Source organism: Desulfovibrio sp., assembly GCA_016208105.1.
Taxonomy (GTDB): domain Bacteria; phylum Desulfobacterota; class Desulfovibrionia; order Desulfovibrionales; family Desulfovibrionaceae; genus Fundidesulfovibrio.
The window spans coordinates 97,501-115,805 of the sequence record JACQYS010000011.1 but is presented as its reverse complement, the minus strand read 5'-3'; the positions used below and the strand labels follow the sequence as shown (position 1 = coordinate 115,805).

At 59.7% G+C, this 18,305-nt stretch carries 14 protein-coding genes; 5 read left to right on the top strand and 9 right to left on the bottom strand.

Going from position 1 to position 18,305, the window contains the following annotated elements:
• Positions 1 to 113: 113 nt before the first annotated feature.
• The gene (locus HY795_06535) at positions 114 to 2,465 is read right to left on the bottom strand and encodes a PAS domain S-box protein (GenBank protein ID MBI4804874.1); all 2,352 of its coding nucleotides are present in this window, start codon (positions 2,463 to 2,465) and stop codon (positions 114 to 116) included.
• Between the two features lie 277 nt (positions 2,466 to 2,742).
• Here HY795_06535 and HY795_06530 point away from each other — a divergent pair, with 277 nt between their 5' ends.
• Entirely contained in the window at positions 2,743 to 5,493 is a 2,751-nt protein-coding gene (locus tag HY795_06530; GenBank protein ID MBI4804873.1) for a PAS domain-containing protein, read from the top strand.
• Positions 5,494 to 5,727: 234 nt separating this feature from the next.
• Positions 5,728 to 6,825, top strand: coding sequence for a GGDEF domain-containing protein (locus HY795_06525; protein MBI4804872.1), 1,098 nt, complete (start codon positions 5,728 to 5,730; stop codon positions 6,823 to 6,825).
• A gap of 195 nt (positions 6,826 to 7,020) precedes the next feature.
• Here the strand turns inward: HY795_06525 and HY795_06520 are convergent, their stop codons facing one another.
• The 8 genes from HY795_06520 to HY795_06485 all read right to left on the bottom strand — a co-directional run bounded on the left by HY795_06520 (position 7,021) and on the right by HY795_06485 (position 14,987).
• The gene (locus tag HY795_06520) at positions 7,021 to 7,656 is read right to left on the bottom strand and encodes a hypothetical protein (GenBank protein MBI4804871.1); all 636 of its coding nucleotides are present in this window, start codon (positions 7,654 to 7,656) and stop codon (positions 7,021 to 7,023) included.
• 15 nt (positions 7,657 to 7,671) lie between these two features.
• A complete protein-coding gene (locus tag HY795_06515) occupies positions 7,672 to 8,448 on the bottom strand; it encodes a DUF4198 domain-containing protein (protein MBI4804870.1) in 777 nt (258 codons plus the stop codon).
• Between the two features lie 317 nt (positions 8,449 to 8,765).
• Positions 8,766 to 9,602, bottom strand: coding sequence for an alpha/beta hydrolase (locus tag HY795_06510; protein MBI4804869.1), 837 nt, complete (start codon positions 9,600 to 9,602; stop codon positions 8,766 to 8,768).
• Between the two features lie 194 nt (positions 9,603 to 9,796).
• The gene (locus HY795_06505) at positions 9,797 to 11,938 is read right to left on the bottom strand and encodes a PocR ligand-binding domain-containing protein (protein ID MBI4804868.1); all 2,142 of its coding nucleotides are present in this window, start codon (positions 11,936 to 11,938) and stop codon (positions 9,797 to 9,799) included.
• A 336-nt stretch (positions 11,939 to 12,274) separates the two neighbouring features.
• A complete protein-coding gene (locus HY795_06500; protein ID MBI4804867.1) occupies positions 12,275 to 12,682 on the bottom strand; it encodes a MucR family transcriptional regulator in 408 nt (135 codons plus the stop codon).
• A 398-nt stretch (positions 12,683 to 13,080) separates the two neighbouring features.
• Entirely contained in the window at positions 13,081 to 14,109 is a 1,029-nt protein-coding gene (locus tag HY795_06495) for a DUF389 domain-containing protein (protein ID MBI4804866.1), read from the bottom strand.
• Positions 14,110 to 14,366: 257 nt separating this feature from the next.
• The gene (locus HY795_06490; protein MBI4804865.1) at positions 14,367 to 14,630 is read right to left on the bottom strand and encodes an EF-hand domain-containing protein; all 264 of its coding nucleotides are present in this window, start codon (positions 14,628 to 14,630) and stop codon (positions 14,367 to 14,369) included.
• Between the two features lie 108 nt (positions 14,631 to 14,738).
• Positions 14,739 to 14,987, bottom strand: a complete 249-nt coding sequence (locus HY795_06485) for a helix-turn-helix transcriptional regulator (GenBank protein MBI4804864.1) — start codon at positions 14,985 to 14,987, stop codon at positions 14,739 to 14,741.
• A 241-nt stretch (positions 14,988 to 15,228) separates the two neighbouring features.
• On the opposite strand from HY795_06485, the gene HY795_06480 reads away from it, so the two are divergent.
• From HY795_06480 to HY795_06470, 3 genes are all read left to right on the top strand, one after another.
• Positions 15,229 to 16,101 carry a hypothetical protein gene (locus HY795_06480; protein ID MBI4804863.1) on the top strand — a complete coding sequence of 291 codons (873 nt, stop codon included), beginning with the start codon at positions 15,229 to 15,231 and terminating at the stop codon, positions 16,099 to 16,101.
• Between the two features lie 23 nt (positions 16,102 to 16,124).
• Positions 16,125 to 17,222 carry a choloylglycine hydrolase family protein gene (locus tag HY795_06475; protein ID MBI4804862.1) on the top strand — a complete coding sequence of 366 codons (1,098 nt, stop codon included), beginning with the start codon at positions 16,125 to 16,127 and terminating at the stop codon, positions 17,220 to 17,222.
• Between the two features lie 62 nt (positions 17,223 to 17,284).
• Complete coding sequence (locus HY795_06470) at positions 17,285 to 18,250, top strand: transporter (GenBank protein ID MBI4804861.1); 966 nt, start codon at positions 17,285 to 17,287, stop codon at positions 18,248 to 18,250.
• The last annotated feature ends 55 nt before the right edge of the window (positions 18,251 to 18,305 follow it).

Sequence of the window (18,305 nt, the reverse complement as noted above, 5' to 3'; positions counted from 1 at the left end):
AGGAAGCCCTGCTTCAGGCCGCGTTGAGCGAAGCGCGCGATGACTCTCCGGTTGATTCCAGGGCGCAAAAGCCCCGGCAGCTGTCCACAAGGGTTCGTTTGTCCCGTAAGACGCTACTGCCCCTGGGCGCGCAGGGGAAATTGCAGAAGGAAGGTGGTTCCCGAGGCGGACTCGATGGCGAGCTTTCCGTGAAGCTGGTCGGTGAGAATAACAACCAGCTGAAGGCCGAGCGTTTCCACAGCTTCCAGGCAAAAGCCTTCGGGCAGGCCCACGCCGTCATCTTCGACCACGATGGCCACGGCACCCTCCGCAACGGAGGTCGAAACGCGTATCGTGCCTGCATCCCTGCCGATGAATCCGTGCTTGAGCGCGTTGGTGACCAGCTCGTTTACTATCAGCCCGAAGGGAATGGATTGGTCGAGTGTGAGTGCGATGGGAGAGAATTCGAGATCAAGCGAGATATCCTTCTTCCCGCTATAGGTCGTCAGAAGTCTGGGAAGGAGCTGACTGAGATACACATCCACCTGTATCTGGGACAAATCGTGCGAGCTGTAGAGCTGTTCATGGATAAGCGCCATGGACATGATCCGCCCCTTGCTCTCGGTAAGGACGTCCTGGACGGAGGCGGCCCTCCCCCCCTGCGATTGGAGGCTTAACAGGCTTGAGACGATCTGGAGGTTGTTTTTCACCCGGTGGTGGATTTCCCGAAGCAGGACCTCCTTTTCCTTGAGGGAGGCGGCCATGGCCTCCTCGGCCTGCTTGACGGTGGTGATGTCGGTTATCAGGGCGTAGAAGCCCAGCACCTGGCCGTCAACGATATCTGGGATGTAATGAGCCAGGGAATGCAACACGCTCGTACCATCGGGAGTCGGGATGGCGCGCTCGAACACTTGGGGCACCCCTGCGAGCACGCCCTCGATATAGGGGAGGTTGAGGTGGTAGCGCTCCTCTCCTATCACGTCTCGAATGTGCATACCCGGTATTGTCTCCGGGTCGATACCGAACCATGTATAATAGGCGTGGTTGGCGAACCGGTTGCGCAAGTTTTTGTCCCAGGAGCCGATCATGGACGGCATGTTGTCAAGGACGGCCCGCAGGTCGCGGCGGCTCTGCGACAGCGTGCTCTCCATCCGCTTGCGCTCCGTGATGTCCATCACCACGCCCCGGTAGCGGGTTATATTGCCGTCCTGGCCGTATTCCGGGCTGCCCTGGGAGGTGAGCCAGCGGATCTGGTTGTCAGGCAGATTCACCTTCCATTCGATGACGATGTTGCTGCCTGTTGCAGCTGCGGTGGAAACCTCGGAGCAGACCCTCTCCCTGTCCGAGGGATGGATGGTGGACTGCCATTTGTCGTACGACGGTTCATCATCGCCGTGCTTGAGGCCGTAGAGACCCCAGAGCTGGTCCGACCACCGGTTCTCGTTGGTTTTGAGGTTCCACTCCCAAATCCCGGCCTTGGCCGCGTCCAGGGCCATCTGGAGTTTTACGGCCGACAGCTCCTCGTGTTTGGCGAACTCACGCTGACGCCGTTGGTAGGCATACATCCCCCAGCAGCCAAGCAACACCAGCACCAGATAAGAGCCTCCGATCCTGTAGAGGTCCCAGCGCCATCCGGCAAAGATGACGCTCAAGCTCCTGGAGCAGGTGACCACCAGGTACTTGTCAAGGAGCATGCCGGACGGACGGACGGTCCTCAGGGCTATCAACCGGCCCTCTGCGGTGACGCGGGTTGGGCCGGAATAGATGCTGGTGGGGTTTCCGCTTGCGATATGCCGGGTGAAAAACGCTCCTTCCAGCGCGAAGTTCTTCCCCAGTATTTCCTTGAATTCCGGTTCGTTCATAAACAGGATTCCGTCGCTGTGCAGCACGTTTGCGCGCATGTCCGGAGCAGAAAGAACCGAGTTCAAGATGGGAACGAAAAACTCCGGATCAAGAACCGCCATGGCCACCCCGTCGAACTCGCCCAGGGGGCCCGAAACCATGCGGGCCACGTTTATGGTGTATGTGCCAAGCACCGTGGTGTACGGAGCCGAGATGTAGAGCGCGCCTGGATTTGCTGTCCGCTCAATGTGCCTGAACGACTCGCCGTTCTTGAAATTACTGCCGCGAAGCTCAGCCCGGCTGGAAGCCACGGCGTTTCCATGCCTGTCCATAAGAACGAACGAGCGCACCCCGGGCAGCCCGGTCTTGAGTACGGCCAGACGTTCATCGAGACGCTGGCCGGACTCGCGCCTGGCCCAATCATCCGAAAGGGTGGCCAAAAGAGCGTTCAGGGACGTAATCTGGCTGTTGATGAGCTGTTCGATGGTCTTGGTGTTGGAGAGGAGTTCCGCCTCTTCCCTGGCCTCGATGCGGGTCTTTTCCTCGAACAAAAACACCGCGAAGAATGCGCCCAGGGCCAGCAAAGCGGCTCCGAGGGCCGCCCAGGAACGTGATACTCCGGATACGCTGGTACGCTTTGTCATGCTCACTCGCTGATGCGTGATGCGTTGCGCCCAGGTTCATGATGACCCCTGGCAAATTGCACCTTAGCACATAAACAGGGGGATGAGAAAGTAGGGGAACGAAAAAGATCCGAAGGACGGATGCGTCTTAGCTGTACCGCGCAGTGCAAGCCGTCACGTGCCGGTACGAATGGCAATCACATCCGCCCGTTTCCATTGACCCGTTCACGCACCTGGGGCATAGGATGAGTGTACTGGTGCCGTCGCACCCGGCAGGCATTCGACCCAAAGGACAGGCATGAGCGAGAGAGTTACGGGTAATGGGGAGGTCTCAGTTGAAGGGCCGAAAAGCTGGCTCTCGGTCAATACAAGCCTGTACGCCGTGGTGGCCTGCGCCATCCTTCCCGCTCTGTCGATCATCCTCTACAACGGGTTCACCTTGCGCGAGCAGGTGCTCTCGGAAGCGCGCAACCGGCTCGACAACCTGACCGAGAGCATCGCCACCCTGCAATCCGAGAAGACGCACCTGGCCAGAACCCTTGGTCATACCCTGGCCGCCCTGCCCCAGGTCCGGCACTTCGATGCCCTGGATTGCTCGAACCTGTTCGCTCACCTCTTGCACGAGAATAAAGCCCTGGCCAACATCGTGCTCCTGGATGCCACGGGGAAGGTGCAGGCGTCGGCCCTGCCAGCCTCGAACGACCTCGACCTGTCGGACCGCACCTCGTTTAGGGACGCCGTTCGCACCAAGAGTTTCAGCGCCGGCGACTTCATGGTCAGCCGGATCGCCAAGGTGCCGGTGATGCAGTTCTCCACCCCGGTTCTGGATGAGAATTCCCGGCTTCTGGGCGTGGTGCTGGTCACCTACGACCTTGGCAAGTACCATCCGTTTTTTGCCCAGCTCACGCTGCCCGCCGACAGCCGCCTGACCCTCATGGACCGGGGCGGCGTCCGGCTGCTGGCCCTGGCAAAAGGGTCCGATCCGCCGCCCATCGGCCAGCCCATCGTGGCCGAGAACTGGCGCACCATCGTGGAGTCCAAAGAGGAATCCGGTTCGTTCATCGCCACCCGCTACGACGGCACCACCGTTCTGTTCTATTTCAGCAAGCTCAGGCTGCTCGAAAGCGAACCGCCCTACATGGTGGTGCTTCTGAACATTCCCCTGTCCGTGATCTACAGACAGGCCGACAAGACGCTCATGGCGAACCTGGCCCTGATGGCCGGGGCCGCGCTTCTGGCCATGATCATCGCCAGGCTCCTGGGCAGGAAGCTGGTGGGCAGGCAGGTCGAGGCCATAAAGGAGAGCGAGGAGCGTTTCCGGCAGCTCTTCGACAACATGCAGGAGGGCCTGGCCATCTACCGGCCCGTGGACCAGGGGCAGGACTTCGTGTTCGTGTCACTCAACCGGGCTGGCCAGGCCTTGGGCAATGTCACCCTGAATGATGTGGCAGGCAGGCGCGTCACGGATGTGTTTCCGAGCGTCAGGCAGTTCGGACTGCTGGAAGCGATGCGGCGCGTCCACTCCACGGGGGAGCCGGAACACCTGCCCCTTAACATCTACTCGGACAACCGCCTCACCCACAGCGCGGAAAACTACGTCTTCAGGCTCCCCTCCGGGCTCGTGGTCACCCTCTTTTCCGACACCAGCGTCCAGAGGATGGCCGAAGAGGCCTTGCGCGAAAGCGAGCGCAAATTCCGCACCCTCTTCGAGTCCATGACCGAGGGGGCCGCGGTCCACGAAATGGTCTACGAAGCCCCTGGTAAGGCCGTGGACTACAGAATCCTGGACGTGAACCGAAGCTTCGAGCGCCAAACGGGCATAGACCGCTCGAAGGCGGTGGGAGCCTTGGCCTCGCTGGTGTACGGCTCGGACGCCCCGCCCTATCTCGACATCTATGCCAGGGTGGCCGAGGGTGCGGAGCCGGAGTGGTTCGAAACCTACTTCCCGCCCCTTAACAAGCATTTCCGCATTTCCGCCTTCTCCCCGGACAAGGGCCGGTTCGTCACCATCTTCCAGGACATCACCGAGGCAAAGCTTTTGGAGGAGAAACTCAAGAAGAGCGAAAGCAAGCTTCGGGCCACGCTCAACAGCCTGCCCGCCATGATCTCCTACTGGGACGCGAACCTCCGCAACGGATTCGCCAACCAGACCTACCTGCAATGGTTCGGAATAAACGCCGACACGATCGACGGCATGCACCTGCGAGACGTCATTGGCGAAGAATCCTTCACCAGCAACCAGCCCTACATACAGGGTGTGCTGGCCGGGACAGCCCAGGCCTTCGAGCGCGCCGCCAAAAACCCAGACGGGCACTCCATCCGCCACTCCTTCGTGCAATACATCCCGGACGTTGCCGATGGCGCGGTTCTGGGCTTCTATTCGCTGATCACGAACATCACCCAGGTGAAGACGGCCGAGATAGCGCTCATGGCCTCGCTCCGGGAAAAGGAGGTGTTGCTCAAGGAGATCCACCACCGGGTGAAGAACAACCTCCAGATCATCTCGAGCCTTTTGAGCCTCCAGGAAAAAGGGATCGAGAACCCCGAGGCTCAGCGAATCCTTCTGGACTGCCAGGGGCGGGTGATGTCCATGGCCCTGGTCCACGACCAGCTCCACCGGTCGGACAATCTTGGCGGAATCGACATGGCCCCCTACCTGGGCGAGCTCCTGCGGCGCCTGGCCATCGGCTACAAAGGCAAACGGGACATCACCATGGAGCTTGCCATCGCCTCCATCGCGCTTTCCCTGGACCAGGCCATCCCGTTTGGCCTCATCGCCAACGAGCTGGCCACCAACGCCTTCAAGCACGCCTTCAACGGCGTCCAGAAAGGCACCATTACCATAAGCGCCGTCAGGAACGGCCAGAACGTGGCCTTCACCATCGCCGACAACGGCAAGGGCCTGCCCGGGGACTTTTCTCTCGACGGGCAGTCCACGCTGGGGCTGCAGATCGTCACCCTGCTGGCCAACCAGCTGCACGGAACGCTTGCGGTGGAATCGGACGGTGGCACCCGGTTTCGCCTGGAATTTCCGATCGATCGCGATTGAACCGGCGTAACCCGACACGCCAGTCGCTATCGCCGCATGCCGTTGTGTGCGGAAAGAACTCGACCGAAAAGGCGGTCGCGTGCACGCATCATATCATCACCAAAAGGGAGGGTTACGAGAAACTTCCTGTGCCAGCCCGAATAAGCGATACGAATCAGTATAGAATGTGATAAAGAATCCGAATTCGCTTTTGCCGTTTTCTTCGCGGGCTCTTACCCGCCTGATTGGCAGATGATGTGTATATCTCAGGAGTCTCTAGTGTCCGGACACAATAACTTTGTTTCAAATGAAACATCCAAGCTCTGCGAAGAATTGCAGAAACTTGGCTATACAGACACCACAAGCTGGCTGGCTGTCGTATTGTTCGCAAGAAATATCGTCACATCGTTTTCAATTCTGAACCAGGACCAGAAGAAACAGGCTCAGCAGGTTGTCTTTAACGGCATTGCTGCTAAGGATTCCTCAACAAATGGCTTTTATAAAATAATACACGGGGTTGAAGACATTGTTGCAGACAATGTGAGAATGCATTCCTTGAAATCGCAGCTCGCATTGTACAAAAGCAGCTCCCATTCCCTGGCCGAATCCATATCGGATTTCATTTCCAATTCTTTGTCCACGAGCACCGGCAGAGACAAGATAGTCACTGAGTTTGAACGCGATGTTCTGAGCCTCATGGCATCAAAAGATGACGCCAATTCCATTATTCTAAAACTGCGCGACCTTGTGACAACAATGCTCCAGCACTACAGGGACGAAGCAAAAAAATGGGAACGGGAGGCCAGAAAGTTCGAGCAGCTCATCAATATCGACCCCATGCTGAACACGCTGCACAATCGCAGATCACTCGACAACTACCTTACCAAGGCGATCAAGAAGTCAAAGTCCAAGAACACGCCCCTTTCACTGCTCATGATCGACATTGATGATTTCAAGAAGACAGTGAACGATGTTTACGGCCATCCTGTGGGGGATGACGTGCTGAGGACCCTGGCAAAGATACTCACGGACATAGCTTCCAAGAACGGCTTCTTCGCGGCGCGCTACGGCGGGGACGAGCTCGTTCTGGTGTGCCCGCTCACCGGAGACGAGGCGGAGAACCATGCGGACGCCATCCGGTATGCCGTGCAGAACTACGAGTTCCGGTCGAGGGTAGGCGGCAAGCTGACCGACACCATCGTCCGGTTCACGGTTTCCATAGGCGTGGCCGAGTACCATGGAGACTGGACGGCGGATGACCTGCTCAACTCGGCGGACCAGGCCATGTACCACGGCAAATGCAAAGGAAAAAACAGAGTGTCCCGGTATTGCCTGCTGCATGACGAGAAATAGTTCCCCGAACTCGCGGTAACGCTGCCAATCCCGAAACAGTCCTCCAGCTTGTTCATCACTCCGACCATCCCTCTCAACGCGTACCGCGCCTGAATCCCCGTTATTGCCGGGCGCCATCCACCGCATCTTGCCGTGTGGCTGTGCCAGAGGCGCAAAGCGGCCAAGCCCAATGCGGGCAAAGGCGCGAACCCTTCATCAGGGTTTTCGCTTCAGAAACGCCGCGCCAACGAAGAGGTTCAGCGTAAGGCTCACCCCCAAGAGGATCCGCAGCCAGAGCGGCCCGAGCCGCGCGTTGTCGGGCAATGCGTTCCCGGACGCCGGGCCGGTTCCCGGCGCGGCCGCCTCGGATGGAGCCGCCTGGGAAGCCGGTGGGGAGGCCGGGTGGTAATCGGTCTCGGCCACGGCCTTGTGCCCTTCGTCGTCCGCGACCTCCACACGCCAGAGTCCCGGCCGGTCGGGCAGGAAGGCGAACCTGCCGTTGCGGTCGGTCCTGGCGGCCACGAATTCCGTTTTCTCATCCCCGGGGCCAAAGACCTTCACCTTGTTCCAGGCCATGGGTTCGCCCCCTGAATAGTGAAAATACACCGCCAATGCCCGCTGGCCGCCGTCAAGCCAGCGCGAGCCCGTGCCATGGGCCCGGGCGCTTGGGGGGAGCGCCCAGGCCGCAACCAACACAACCGCGAGGCTTACGAGGCGTATGCGAACATCGATTGCCGGGCGTCCGCGGCCAGTGCGGACGCCCGGGGCGAACCCCCTCGGGCAGGCCTGGCCGGAACCCGATTCCTGCAAGCGCGCTCCGGAAACGCCCTGTCCAAGGAGAGTGTTCGTCATCATCATTCGTCCTGGCTAATTGACCGAAAATACCAGCACGGAGCGCATCACGTGCTCCTTTACGCCGTCCTTGCCGGGCACCTTGTGCTGCACACGCACCATCCACAATCCCTTCTGCATGAACTTCACCTGGGCCACGCCCTTGTCGCTGGTTTCGGTGTACCAGCCGTAGGAGTTCTCGGCCTTGGTGTAGCCGTCGCAGGTGGCGAAAACCTCGGTGGACAGGGGCTGGCCGTCGTAGATGATCTGGAAGGCGGTTTCCTGGCCGGCCTTGTAGCCTGCGGGGTCGGACAGGGGCATGATCTCAAGCTTTTGTCCGGCGGGCTTCTTCCAGCCCTCGTCGGGCTTGTCCACCACCAGCAGGGTCTTGCAGAACTTCTCGTACGCGTTGGCAAAGGTGGCGCCGGGGTATTTGTCCTTGCCGCCCTTTTGCATGCCGTCCGGGGTCTTGCTCCAGACCTGCGGCAGGCGGTGGCCCACCAGCATGGCGTAGCCGGGTTTCGTGAAACTGGCCTTGCCGTCGTAGGTGAACGTTTTGGGGTCAGCGGTGAGGGCCACGTCCCTGGCTCCCGTGGAATCCATTGCCGACACCTTCACATCGGCGGCGTCCTCAAGCTCCTCGCTCACCATGAACGCGTGGGAAGACACAACCGAAACGGGAACGCTCTCCCCGGCCTTGACCACGGTCTTGCCCGGTTTGACGATGAATTCGTGGGCCAGAGCCGGATTTGCCGTCAAGGCGACGAGGGCTACAAGCGCTGCCAGGGTGAAGAAAACCGAACGCGGGAACATGCTGCCTCCTGAGGATTTCGTATGCGCGTAGCATTTATTCGTGACTCGTGTTACTGTCAAGAGGTTTGCTCACCTTCCCACGAAAGGAAAACAGTACGTGAAGCGGACGACTCGGGGGATGGATTTGCTAGGGATTCCGGCTGTTACGACCGGCTTACGGCGTCAGGCGTGATCGCCATAATTATCGCGTGAATTCAGGCGGTAAACGCACACGGCAAGTGTGCGATACCTTTTTAGCCATGTCGGCGGAAACGCCGCGCAGTTCTCGAACCTGGGCGCAAGGATTCGGGCAACGCTCCCGCGCTCCAGCGGAACTGTTATTTGGCAGGCGCCGGTACGGTTTCGTTCATCTCAAGAAAAGTCAGGACGATGCGGGCAAATTCGGCCGGGGCCTCGAACTGGAGGTGATGGGTCCCGTTTTTGAACTGGACAAGCCAGGCGCCGGGGATAAGGCCGGCCAGGGTCTTCGAGCTCTGCGTGCCCACGATGGTGTCCGCGGTGCCCACCAGCAGCATCACCTGGTTCGTGATAAGCGCCACCCTGTCCAGGGGGGCCTCCCAACCCATTGCCGCCTGGATCTGCTTCTTGATGGTCGGGTTGTCTGGCAGGGGTCCGCTCTTAAATGCGGCGGCCACGGCTTTTCCATCGGTCGACGTGGCATGGATGACCGCCTTGCCCACCCTGTCCGGATAGTCGAGAAGCAGATTCTGGGTGGTGACGCTCGACTGGGAATACCCCAGCACATTGGTTTTGCTCACTCCAAGAGAATCAAGCAGGCTGATCACGTCCTTGGCGAAAAGCTTGTAATTGAAATCCAGCCCGTTGTCCGTGGTGTACCCCATCCCGCGGTTGTCCATGATGATCAGCTGGTATTTGGCGGAGGCCGCGTCGATGAACTCGGGGGTCCAGCGGTCCATGGTGCAGCCAAGCCCGGTGAGCAGCAAAAGCGGCTCCCCGGAACCGATCAATTTGTACCCTATCTTGATCCCGTTGGCCTCGACCTGGTAGATGGCGTGGCCTTTCCCGTCCACGGCGATCTTTTCCCCCACAGGCGACACGTCCTTGGCCAAAGCCGCGCCAAGAGTAAGACCCAACGCAAGGGCCAGAGCGCACACGACGCGAACGCCGGTGTAGAACATGCTTGCATGTATCATGTGTAATTCCTTGGTATTGGAACTTTCTGCACTTTCCTGAAAGCTCTTTATCCATGATGACTTCGCAACGCAATTCCAGGCAGGGACTGCAAACAATAAAGGGCGTTGCTTGAGAAACCGCAGGGCCATCCGGGCCAGATACTGGCGCAGCGGAGTCCTTGGATTAAGAGGAGGCGTTCGTACGGCGCGCAAGCCTACGCCGGGCGAACACTTAAGGGAAAGCTGAGTCTGAAGGTGGTCCCCTCGCAAATGTCCGTGGCAAGCTTGCCGCGTAGCTGCCTGGCCAGCATGGTGACGATCTGCAGGCCCAGGGACTGGTCCTTTCGCGCCTCGTAGTCAACGGGCAGGCCCGTGCCGTCGTCGGCCACAAGCAGGCTGACCGTGCCGTCGTGCAGTGTCGCCACGACGCGTATGCACCCTTGGCCCGTGTCCTTGAAGGCGTGCTTCAGGGAGTTGGTGACCAGCTCGTTTATTATGAGCCCAAGGGGGATGGCCTGGTCCAGGCACAGGGCTATGGTGGAAGGTTCAAGCACCAGGGAGATGCTGCGCCCGGACGCGTAGGTCGAGACCAGCCGGGGGAGGAACTGCCTGAGGTATTCGTCCAGGCCCACACCGGAGAGGTCCCTGGAGCGGTAGAGCTGCTCATGGATAAGGGCCATGGAGGCCACCCTGCCCCTGCTGCTGGCCAGTGCGTCCAGGGCCGCCGGGTTGTCCAGGGAGTTTTCCTGAAGGCTCAAGAGGCTGGAGATGATCTGGAGGTTGTTTTTCACCCGGTGGTGAACCTCCCGCAGGAGTACCTCCTTCTCCTTGAGCGACTCCTTGATGGCTTCCTCGGCGTGCACCCGGTCGGTGATGTCCGGAAAGGTGGTGAACGCGCCGATCATGCGCCCGTCCCGGCCGAAAATGGGCGCGGCGCTCACCAGCTCCCAGCGGGTGGCTCCGTCGGCGCACTGGATGCGCAATAGCTCGTTCTTGGTGGTCTCCCCGGCCATGGCCCGCGAAAGCGGCAGATCAGTAACGGACACTAGGCGCCCCTGCGGGTCGTATTCCGCCCACTTCCTGTCGATGTCTAAAAGGGAGCGGCCCAGGTATTCCGACCCGTCCTCGACGCCAAGGAAGTCCTTGCTGGCCTTGTTGGCGATTGTGACCACGCCGCCGGGCATGGTCACCAGGACCATGGGGACCGGGTTCTGCTCGAAGGTGGCGTCGAGCATGGCCTTGGCGTCGGCCAGCTCCCGGTCGGATTGTTTGCGGCTGGTGATGTCGCGCATGATGCCCACGGCATGCCAGCGCCCCTCGATTTCAAGCCCGGAGAGGGAAAGCGAGACATCAAGCTCCGCCCCGTCCTTGCGTTTCGCGGCCAGTTCCACGGTCCTGCCCAAAACACCGCCCTGGCTCGCGGACCTGAACCTGTGAACCGCGGCGCGGGCCTCTTGTTGGTAACGCTCCGGCGCCAGAATCTCATGCAGTTCCATTCCAAGGGCTTGTTCGCGCGAGTATCCGAGAATGCGCTCGGCAGCCAGGTTCCAGAAGCTTATCCTCCCGTCCGGGTCCATCATGATGATGGCGTCCTGGGCCGCGTCGGTTATGCGGTTGATGCGGGCGGTGCTCTCCTTGAGCTCCTTTTCGGTCCGCTCCAGGTCGGCTATCAGGCGGGCCTGGCGCAGGTTCTGGTGCGCCATGGCTGAGAGCTGGTTGGCCAAAGTAAAAAGCACCTGGGCCAGATTCTGAAAGCGTTCAAGCGACATCTTCGGGACTTCGCCAAAGGCTTTGGCCACCTCGTCCTCTTCCGCGCCGATCTGCCTGGCGTAGGCGCGTATGGACTCTTCGGTCTGGGTTTCGTCGCGCACCTGGCCTATGAGCCAGCAGGCCACATGCTGGCCGCCAACGGTAATACCGGCTCCGGCGTCCCACAGCCCCCCGCTCTTGCAGTGCTCGATAATGGGCCCCGTGGCGCAATGCCGCCCGATGGACGCGTCGGACATCCTGCAGTTTTCGCATCCTTTCTCGGTCTTGCGGATGAGATCGCTGCACAGGCGGCAGAAGTTGCTGGGGTTGGTGATGGGGGTGCCGTCAGGATAGGTTATGATCGAGGCCACGCCCGTGGCCGTGGCGAATTCGTCCTGCAGGCGCTGCAATTTCGAGATGTCAAAAAGGTCCTTGAAATCGATCGTCGCGGAATCAGTGGATGGAATCCGCGAACAGCACAACGTGTCCATCCGGAGTTCTCCGGCGTGTCCGGTCGTCGCGCTGCGAGATTCAAGAAAAGCAATCTTCCGGCGGGCGGCTTGAAGCTCGGCAAGGAGCTCGTCGCTGGTATTTGCGCTGTCGCGCATGGCTCCCCGTGTGGTCTTGCTCAACAAGCGGCATGAACTCCAATTACATGTCGCAGAGTGGTACGTTTGTACCCCGAAGGCGTGCTTATGGTCAATTGGAACGCGAAAAACGCCGCTTTGGCGGCGTCTCGCGGCGGGGATGCACCGTGCCGTGGGCTTGCGCGAGACCGCGCTTCAAGCCGGACAGTGCCTGCCCCGGCAACCGCACGGCCGGGCCTTTCCGGGAGCGCACTGGCGGACGGGCCATGGTGAAGTCGCACGATGCGGCCCGCCCGGTCCGCGCTCTCTATGACTTGAAATATGTAAAACCAGATGCGTGGTACACAAACCGTTGCACTAACCCTTAACCGTCTTCTTTGTCCGCCTTTCCCAGAGCTTCATGTCCTTCATCTTTGTCCGCCTGGTGCGGGTAAGTTCCTTGCTGGCCAATGCGGTTCCAGGTTTGAGTCCATGCTTTTCAAGGTAGGACTTCTTGTCCAGACCGTGTGTGATCAGATGGCGCTTGGTTATAACCTTGAACGATTCCCCGCATTCAAGACAGGTGACGGATTTTTCCTTGATGGCCTTCTTCGGATCCTGGCCCTTTGCGGAGCCTGATTCGTAGACACATCCCCCAGGTTCAACAATGCCTTTCAGATTGGCTGTCAGGCTTGCCACCATGGAAGTGATTTCCCCGGCAGTCATCGAGCGGAACTTGGCTTGCGCTTTAACAATATCCAAGGCTTCTTTCAAACAGTCATCCATGTGTGCCTCCGGTTTCTACATTTGAAATTATATCCGAGAGTATTAAGGTCACATCATATAGGCACACTTCAACTGATATGCAAGACTTTCTTTCGAAACATGAGTCAGAGCTTATGCAATCGAAAACAGGGCGATAAGTAATCCAGCAATGGCATGCATAAGGCACGGGCGGTACCATCCGGGTCGCAGGGAGGGACGGGCTTGCATTGCGCTCTTCACTCCATTGTCACCCGCACATTTTCACATGATATTCTTATTTCTCTCGGGGCAAAGGCATCCTCAACCAGCGGGAATACGGAAAGAATACGGACGACAAAGGCGTGAACCATTTACCCGGGAAGCGGGGTGGAATGTAACTGAATGAAATGGTGTCGACGCTCTCATCTCCACCCTGACAGTCATTTGGCCGGGTAGCCGTCATCCGGGTCCTGATAGAGCAGCCCGTCGCGGTTGATGGTCATTGTGGGGACGAACCGGACTCGAAGCTCCTGCGGCTTGCCTTTCGGATGTTTGGGCAGCTTCTTCTCGATCTGCGCGACTTGAGCGGCGCTTGGCGGTTCGGGCCCGCGAACAACGGCGCGCACTATGAGGCCTCCACCTTTTTGCTCCTCGAAACGAACGGAAACCAGGTAGTTTCCTTCAATGCTTTCAAGTTCCTGCTGCAAGGAGTGCTTTGAAGAAGATTCAAAGATCTTTTTGGAGAGAACCTCATGCATGCTGTCTGTCAAAACGCCGGCCAGAACGACCAGAATGCAAATGCTCACGCCGTTCATTTTAATGAAGTTAAAGAATGACACACCGTACGCATGGCTGATCTTCCGAAACCCCGTGAACCAGAAGACCACGGACGAAGCGAACTGAATGGCCACAATGTTCGTGAACGTAAGCAGGAGCGCGCCGGAAGCTGGAACGATTTCCCCGCGCGCGAAAAGGATGCTCGCGGCCGACAGCGGCGGGACAAGCGCGGTGGCGATGGCCACGCCAACGAACGCGACACTCAGGCGGGGCGACACCGTTGCATACGCGCCGGCCGCTCCTCCGGCCAGGGCGACCATCAGGTCGGCGAAATTCGGCGTGGTCCGGGCGATTATTTCATTGGTTATTGGCACATCGCCATGAATGACACCAACCGTAAGCGCGACAGCAATAACGCTCACCGCGCCGGCTCCAAGCGTGACCAGGCTTCTAAGCAGCAACTTCATGTCGCTGTCGACCAGCGCCAAGGACACTCCCGTAATGGGGCCGAGAAGCATGGCGATAATCATGGCGCCGATAATAACGGCCGGACTGTTCGCAAGAAGACCATAGCTCGCGATGGTGGCCGCGAGCATGTTCATGAACACATACGCAAGGCTCAGCTCCGCTCCATTGGCGATGCTTAAGCGAACGGCCTGACTGTGCTGGGTATTATTGTCGTTTTCGCTCATGGTGTTCTTCCCGCTGTAATCATAACGGACCAAAGCAGTTACGGCCTGAAAGACAAAAAGCCCGTGCGTCTGCCAGACCCCCGCCGAAGGTACGCGGGCCAGGCAAGGAGGTCCCAGGGAATGCCTCCGGGCGCACCAAGAGAGTTACGGGCGAGGCCGAATGGCCTCCCCAATACGGTGCCGGCTCACGAACGGGACCGCCACGGCCTTGGGCTTTTCGGCCCAATGGCCGGGCGCACGCCCGTCAGGCCGACCGCCTACCAGGGGCGCAGGCTGTCGTCCGAGCCCACCACGTCCCAGAGGTCGTACTCGGGGCCGGTGAGATTGCCGTCGCGGTTGGTGTCGTGGCGGTTGAACATCTCGTCGGCCTTGTCCTGGGCGTTGTCTTTGAACAGATTCCTGAATTCCTGGCGGGAGATCTTCCCGTCCTTGTTGGCATCGGCAGCGTCGTAGGCGGGTTTTTTTGCGGGAGTGGCGCAGGCCACGAGGGCGAGCAGGCTTAAGATGGCGATGGCGCGCATGGTAGCTCCTGTGATCGTTGGCTTTTCGAGGCCCGAAGGGCCATCATGAGTATCCCTGACACCGACAACGTGTTTGGTCAACCATGTCGAGGGCGCTTGGCCGTGGCGTCAGGTTTTCATGCACAGCTGCTCGACAGTCAGTCCGAGAGCCGTGGCCACCTTGCTCAAAGTGGCCTTGCGCGGTTTGGCCGTGCGGGCCTCTATCTGCTCAAGCGCCGCGGGCGATATGCCCATCCTCCTGGCCACCTCTTCCTTGGCAAGCCCAAGATGCTCGCGCCAGGCCCGGCAGAGGCTCTTTCGCCCGTTTCCCGCCAGGTCGATCACTTCCTGGGGTATGGTGTCGTTCGTATTGGTCATGCGCGCAGATAAATTGAAACGTGCGCGCAAGACAACCCCCCGCTTCTTCCGTATTCTTCGGGCTTGCCTTCCCTCCTGCAATTCGTAATAAAATACCCCACTCCCATCACAATGGGCCAGACAGGATTTCGTACGCCCTGTTTTAGCTGGTTGGTTTACCGAAACCAGATGACGACTGATCTCGCATCCCGGCAACCAAGCCATAACGACGTACCAACCCTGTGGAGGCCAGAACTTGAAAATGACCCCCAAAACATGGGCTGCGGCACTGTTGTTTGTGCTGCTTGGCGTCTGTCACCAGGCGTCTTTCGCCCAAGAAGCGGCGCCCGGCGGTGACAAGGACCTCCAGAAGCTCACCCAGCAATCCTCGAACCCGGTGGGCGATCTGTGGATGATCGCCAACCAGTTCAACTTCAACCTCATTCAGTCGGAAAAAGGCAAGCTCTACAGCGACCCCAAGCTACAGTTCAACTGGAACTTCCAGCCGGTGCTCACCTTCGACCTTTCAAGCGACCTACGCCTTATCACCAGGCCGGTTATTCCCATCTACAACTCTCCCTACGAGGCCGGACTCTCCAAGGTGGACTACAAGTTCGGGCTTGGCGACATAGAATTCATGGCCCTGCTCACTCCCAACAGCCAGCAGTCCTCCGGCTTCATCTTCGGAGCAGGCCCCACCGCCATCTTCCCCACGGCCACGGACAAGCACCTTGGCAACGGCAAGTGGCAGCTCGGCCCGGCCGTGGCCGCGCTCTACATGGACGAAAAATGGGTTGTCGGCGTGTTCCCGCAGCACTGGTGGTCCATTGGCGGGGATGCCAAACGCAGAAACGTGAGCCTCACCAAGGCCCAGTACTTCATCTGGTATTCCCCCGCGCCCACGTGGCAGGTGGGCATGGCTCCCAACATCCTCGTCGACTGGATGCAGTCCAAGGCCGAGGACCGCTGGACAGTGCCCGTGGGCCTTGGCGTGTCCAAGCTGGTGCAGGTGGGCAAGGTGCCTGTGAAGTTCGGCATCGAGGCCGACTATTCCGTGGTTCGCCCCCGCAACATCCCGGGCAACGAATGGACCTTCAAGTTCACCGTGACCCCGATTCTGCCGAAACTCTTTTAAAGAACACAGCCAAGGAGAATGTCATGTCGAGATACTTCCTGATTCCATGCCTTCTTGCCTTCGCCCTGCTGGCCTGGTTCCAGCCCGCCCAGGCCTGCACCAGCATCCGCCTGAAAACCGCGGATGGGGCCGTGATCTACGCCAGGACAATGGAGTTCGCCAACTTCCCCTCTAGCGTGTGCGTGGTCCCCAAGGGCTCGAAATATCAGGGAACCCTGCCCGACGGTCAGTCCCGGGGCATGAAATGGACCGCCAAGTACGGGTTCGTGGGCATGAACGTGGAGGGCGTTCCCATCGTAACCGACGGCATGAACGAAAAGGGCCTCATCGTGGGCAGCCTCTACATCCCCGCCTACGTCAAATACCAGCCCTACTCGTCCGCCAAGGCCTCCTCCACCCTGGCCCAGTTCGAGGTGAACACCTGGCTGCTTTCTAGCTTCGCCACCGTGGCCGAAGTGCGCAAGGGCATCAAGTCGGCTACCGTGTGCCAGGGCCCAATGGAGAAAACAGGCGCCACTCCCCTGCACTTCACCGTGCACGACGCCACCGGCGAAAGCCTGGTGATCGAATACGTGGACGGCGCATTGAAGCTCCACGACAACCCCATAGGCGTACTGACCAACTCCCCCAACTTCGACTGGATGCTCACCAACCTCTCCAACTACGTCAACCTCTCCCCGGACAACGCCAATGGCACGACCATGAGCGGTGTGAAGGTCCTGCCCTTCAGCCAGGGCTCCGGCCTGCTGGGCCTCCCCGGCGACTTCACCTCCCCCAGCCGCTTCGTGCGCATGGTGGCCCTGACCCAGACCGCCGAACCCGTGACCGGGCCCGATGCGGGCGTCACCCTGGCCATGACCATAATAAACAACGTGGACATCCCCGTGGGCTCGGTGCGCCAGAAAACCGCCACCGGGGTCGACCTCGAGATCACGGACTGGACCGTGGTGGCCGACGTGGCCCGCAAGCGCTACTACTACCGCACCTACGACAACAAGAACTGGAGCTATGTGGATCTGACCAAGGCCCTGGCCGGGGCCAAGTCACCCATGAGCATCGCCATCAACAAGCCCGCGGACTATCCCGATGTTTCGGCTGCGGCCAAACCCATGCCGCAGTAATCCGTGGCGGAAATCGTCATAAAAAATATCGCAAGGGGCTTACTATGTTACGGAACCTGCACATGCTGACTCATCGGCTTGGCCGCGCAGCTCTCATGGCGTTGTGCGCGGCCACGCTGCTCACGGCCTTCGCCGTGGATTCGCGCGCCACCGAGGGCGGAACCAGCCACTACATCCAGGGCGCCTACGGCGACTTCCTCATGGGGCTTATTCCCGGGGAAGGCTTCTACGTTCGAAACGACACCATCTACATGGCCCAGAGCCTGAAGCAGGCCTTCAAGGGAGGCTACGTCTACGGCCAGTTGAACGCCTACACGGTGCTGAACCTCACCAAGCTCTCCTACGTGGCGGACGTGCCGGCCATTGGGGGACTCCTGGGCCTGGCCGTTGGCGTACCGGTCATCATAAACACCAACGTGGGCGGCAACGTGAACATCTTCGACCCACGGGGCAAGGGCCACAGTTTTTCAAAAACCGGCGACGGCAACAGGGGTGGGCTCTCCGACATCTTCATAACCCCGGTGGCCGCCTGGAGCTTCGGAGAATGCCATCTGGCGCTCATGCCCACGGTCTTTCTCCCCACCGGCTACTTCGACAAGAAGGTGCTCACCAACCTGGGCATGGGTTACTTCTCCTTCGACGGCAACGTGGCCTTCACGTGGCTGAGCAAAAAGGGGTACGAGATATCGCTCAATGCCGGCTACATGATAAACAGCGAAAACACCGCCACCAAGTACCTGTCCGGCAACCAGTTCCACCTGGATTGGACAGCCGCCTACCACTACAACGAGCGCTTCGCCTTCGGGGCCGTTGGCTACGTTGTGGCGCAGACCACGCCGGACTCGGGCAAGGGCGCAACCATGGGGCCCTACAACTCCTCCAGCACAGGCATTGGCCCGCTGGTAAGCTACACCACGCCCGTTTTCGGCAAGGACGTGAGCTTCATCGCCAAGTGGATCCACGACATCGGCGGGCAGAATAGGCTCACGGGTGACGTCATCTACGGGTCCTTCGCCGTGAAGTTCTAGGCCGGGCCACGCGGGACCGAAAGAGGAGAGCCTTTAAGCCAACCATCATCGAGGA

Excerpts from the sequence above, each read along its gene's own strand:
- HY795_06535 (MBI4804874.1), bottom strand. The coding sequence starts at position 2,465 with ATGACAAAGCGTACCAGCGTATCCGGAGTATCACGTTCCTGGGCGGCC.
- HY795_06530 (MBI4804873.1), top strand. The coding sequence starts at position 2,743 with ATGAGCGAGAGAGTTACGGGTAATGGGGAGGTCTCAGTTGAAGGGCCG.
- HY795_06525 (MBI4804872.1), top strand. The coding sequence starts at position 5,728 with ATGTGTATATCTCAGGAGTCTCTAGTGTCCGGACACAATAACTTTGTT.
- HY795_06520 (MBI4804871.1), bottom strand. The coding sequence starts at position 7,656 with ATGACGAACACTCTCCTTGGACAGGGCGTTTCCGGAGCGCGCTTGCAG.
- HY795_06515 (MBI4804870.1), bottom strand. The coding sequence starts at position 8,448 with ATGTTCCCGCGTTCGGTTTTCTTCACCCTGGCAGCGCTTGTAGCCCTC.
- HY795_06510 (MBI4804869.1), bottom strand. The coding sequence starts at position 9,602 with ATGATACATGCAAGCATGTTCTACACCGGCGTTCGCGTCGTGTGCGCT.
- HY795_06505 (MBI4804868.1), bottom strand. The coding sequence starts at position 11,938 with ATGCGCGACAGCGCAAATACCAGCGACGAGCTCCTTGCCGAGCTTCAA.
- HY795_06500 (MBI4804867.1), bottom strand. The coding sequence starts at position 12,682 with ATGGATGACTGTTTGAAAGAAGCCTTGGATATTGTTAAAGCGCAAGCC.
- HY795_06495 (MBI4804866.1), bottom strand. The coding sequence starts at position 14,109 with ATGAGCGAAAACGACAATAATACCCAGCACAGTCAGGCCGTTCGCTTA.
- HY795_06490 (MBI4804865.1), bottom strand. The coding sequence starts at position 14,630 with ATGCGCGCCATCGCCATCTTAAGCCTGCTCGCCCTCGTGGCCTGCGCC.
- HY795_06485 (MBI4804864.1), bottom strand. The coding sequence starts at position 14,987 with ATGACCAATACGAACGACACCATACCCCAGGAAGTGATCGACCTGGCG.
- HY795_06480 (MBI4804863.1), top strand. The coding sequence starts at position 15,229 with ATGACCCCCAAAACATGGGCTGCGGCACTGTTGTTTGTGCTGCTTGGC.
- HY795_06475 (MBI4804862.1), top strand. The coding sequence starts at position 16,125 with ATGTCGAGATACTTCCTGATTCCATGCCTTCTTGCCTTCGCCCTGCTG.
- HY795_06470 (MBI4804861.1), top strand. The coding sequence starts at position 17,285 with ATGCTGACTCATCGGCTTGGCCGCGCAGCTCTCATGGCGTTGTGCGCG.